The sequence below is a fragment of the Pseudomonas edaphica genome (assembly GCF_005863185.1).
In the GTDB taxonomy this organism is placed as follows: domain Bacteria; phylum Pseudomonadota; class Gammaproteobacteria; order Pseudomonadales; family Pseudomonadaceae; genus Aquipseudomonas; species Aquipseudomonas edaphica.
Window position 1 is genome coordinate 1 of sequence record NZ_VBVZ01000814.1, and the last position, 2,290, is coordinate 2,290.

A 2,290-nucleotide genomic window follows, 5' to 3' on the forward strand; every position below is an offset into this window, starting at 1 on the left:
GAGCAATCCACGGGTATTCATGCGTAGCCTCCAGACACTTGGGTTCGTAGGACCAATAGGCTCCCAGCGTAAAACTAAGTGCCAAAAAGCCGCGATCTAGAGTGCTTCCAGATGTAACGCCGGCAGCGCGTATTTGAAACGTCTTGTTTCACATGCAACGCCATCATCCCGCCATCAATCAATTTTCCTTCTGCATCGAACCGCTTAAGCTATCCGGCGTCTGTTTATTGTCCGTTGCGTTTGGTCGAAGGCATGTCCGAACCGTTATTTATGATCCGTTACGTGCCAGGAACGGCGCGGGATTTGCTCACGACAGGTTGTCTCTATGCACCGCAGGAATTTGCTCAAAGCGTCCATGGCCATTGCGGCTTACACCGGCTTGTCGGCCAGTGGCCTGTTGGCCGCGCAGGCCTGGGCGGGAAACCGTGCCGCCGATGGCAAGGCTGTAGCGTTTGACTTCGAATCGCTCAAGGCCCAGGCCAGGCAGCTCGCCGCCACCGCGTATAAAGACACCAAACAGGTGCTGCCGCCGACCCTGGCAACCATGACCCCGCAGAACTTCAATGCCATCGGCTACGACGGCAACCATTCGCTGTGGAAGGAGCTCAACGGCCAGCTCGACGTGCAATTCTTCCACGTCGGCATGGGCTTCAAGACGCCAGTACGCATGCACAGCGTCGACCCCAAGACCCGCGAAGCCCGCGAGGTGCATTTCCGCCCGTCGCTGTTCAACTATGCCAAGACCACGGTGGACACCAAGCAGCTGACCGGCGACCTGGGTTTCTCCGGTTTCAAGCTGTTCAAGGCGCCGGAACTGGATCGCCATGACGTGCTGTCGTTTCTCGGCGCCAGTTACTTCCGTGCGGTGGACGCAACCGGCCAGTACGGCCTCTCCGCACGCGGTCTGGCGATTGATACCTACGCGAAAAAACGCGAGGAATTCCCCGACTTCACGCAGTTCTGGTTCGAAACCCCGAGCAAGGACGCCACGCGTTTTGTGGTCTACGCCCTGCTCGACTCGCCAAGCGCCACCGGCGCCTATCGCTTTGACATCGACTGCCAGGCCAGCCAGGTGGTCATGGCCATCGACGCGCATATCAATGCGCGCACCGCCATCGAGCAACTGGGCATCGCGCCGATGACCAGCATGTTCAGCTGCGGTACCCATGAACGCCGGATGTGCGACACCATCCACCCGCAAATCCACGACTCGGACCGTTTGGCCATGTGGCGTGGCAACGGCGAGTGGATCTGCCGTCCACTGAACAACCCGGCCAAGCTGCAGTTCAACGCTTTTGCCGACACCGACCCGAAAGGTTTCGGCCTGGTACAGACCGACCATGAGTTCGCCAGCTACCAGGACACTGTGGACTGGTACAGCAAGCGCCCTAGCCTGTGGGTGGAACCCACCACCGCCTGGGGCGAAGGCTCGATCGACCTGCTGGAAATCCCCACCACCGGCGAAACCCTGGACAACATCGTGGCCTTCTGGACCCCAAAAAAGCCCGTGGCCGCAGGCGAATCACTCAACTATGGCTACAAGCTGTACTGGAGCGCGCTGCCGCCGGTGAGCACACCGCTGGCGCAAGTGGATGCCACCCGTTCCGGCATGGGCGGTTTTACCGAAGGCTGGGCACCGGGCGAGCATTACCCCGAAGTGTGGGCGCGCCGCTTTGCCGTGGATTTCAAGGGCGGTGGTCTGGATCGCCTGCCGGCCGGCACCGGGATCGAGCCGGTGGTGACCTGCTCCCACGGGGAAGTCAAAGACTTCAGTGTGCTGGTGCTGGACAACATCAAGGGCTATCGCATTCTGTTCGATTGGTACCCGACCAGCGACAGTGTGGAGCCGGTGGAACTGCGGCTGTTTATCCGCACCCAGGACCGCACCTTGAGTGAAACCTGGCTGTATCAGTACTTCCCGCCGGCATCGGACCAGCGTAAGTACAGCTGATACGCGCCAACAGAGCGCTCCCACGCTCCCGCGTGGGAGCGCATCCCGTGGTGATAGCAGGACGCGGAGCGTCCTGGGCTGCATTCCCACGCAGAGCGTGGGAACGAGCTTATGCCGTTAAAACCGCGACACGCTCTTCATTGCGCCAATCAAGTAGCGCATCGCCACCTGATCGTTTTCGGTCAGGGCACGATACTGCGCCAGCAACTCCACCTCATCCGAACTCAACCTTCGCCCCCGCAAGGACATCCGGCGACTCCAAAAAGACGCCACCGCACCCGCTACGCCATAAGACTTGGTCATGGACCGTTACTCCTGATATCAGTCAATTACTCCTGG

At 60.1% G+C, this 2,290-nt stretch carries 2 protein-coding genes; one reads left to right on the forward strand and one right to left on the reverse strand.

Annotated elements, in window-relative coordinates:
• Positions 1–325 precede the first annotated feature (325 nt).
• Positions 326–1,951, forward strand: a complete 1,626-nt coding sequence (locus FEM54_RS30800) for a glucan biosynthesis protein D (RefSeq protein WP_138454089.1) — start codon at positions 326–328, stop codon at positions 1,949–1,951.
• A 117-nt stretch (positions 1,952–2,068) separates the two neighbouring features.
• Here the strand turns inward: FEM54_RS30800 and FEM54_RS30805 are convergent, their stop codons facing one another.
• Positions 2,069–2,254, reverse strand: coding sequence for a hypothetical protein (locus tag FEM54_RS30805; RefSeq protein ID WP_017137090.1), 186 nt, complete (start codon positions 2,252–2,254; stop codon positions 2,069–2,071).
• Between the last annotated feature and the right edge of the window lie 36 nt (positions 2,255–2,290).

Excerpts from the sequence above, each read along its gene's own strand:
- FEM54_RS30800 (WP_138454089.1), top strand. The coding sequence starts at position 326 with ATGCACCGCAGGAATTTGCTCAAAGCGTCCATGGCCATTGCGGCTTAC.
- FEM54_RS30805 (WP_017137090.1), bottom strand. The coding sequence starts at position 2,254 with ATGACCAAGTCTTATGGCGTAGCGGGTGCGGTGGCGTCTTTTTGGAGT.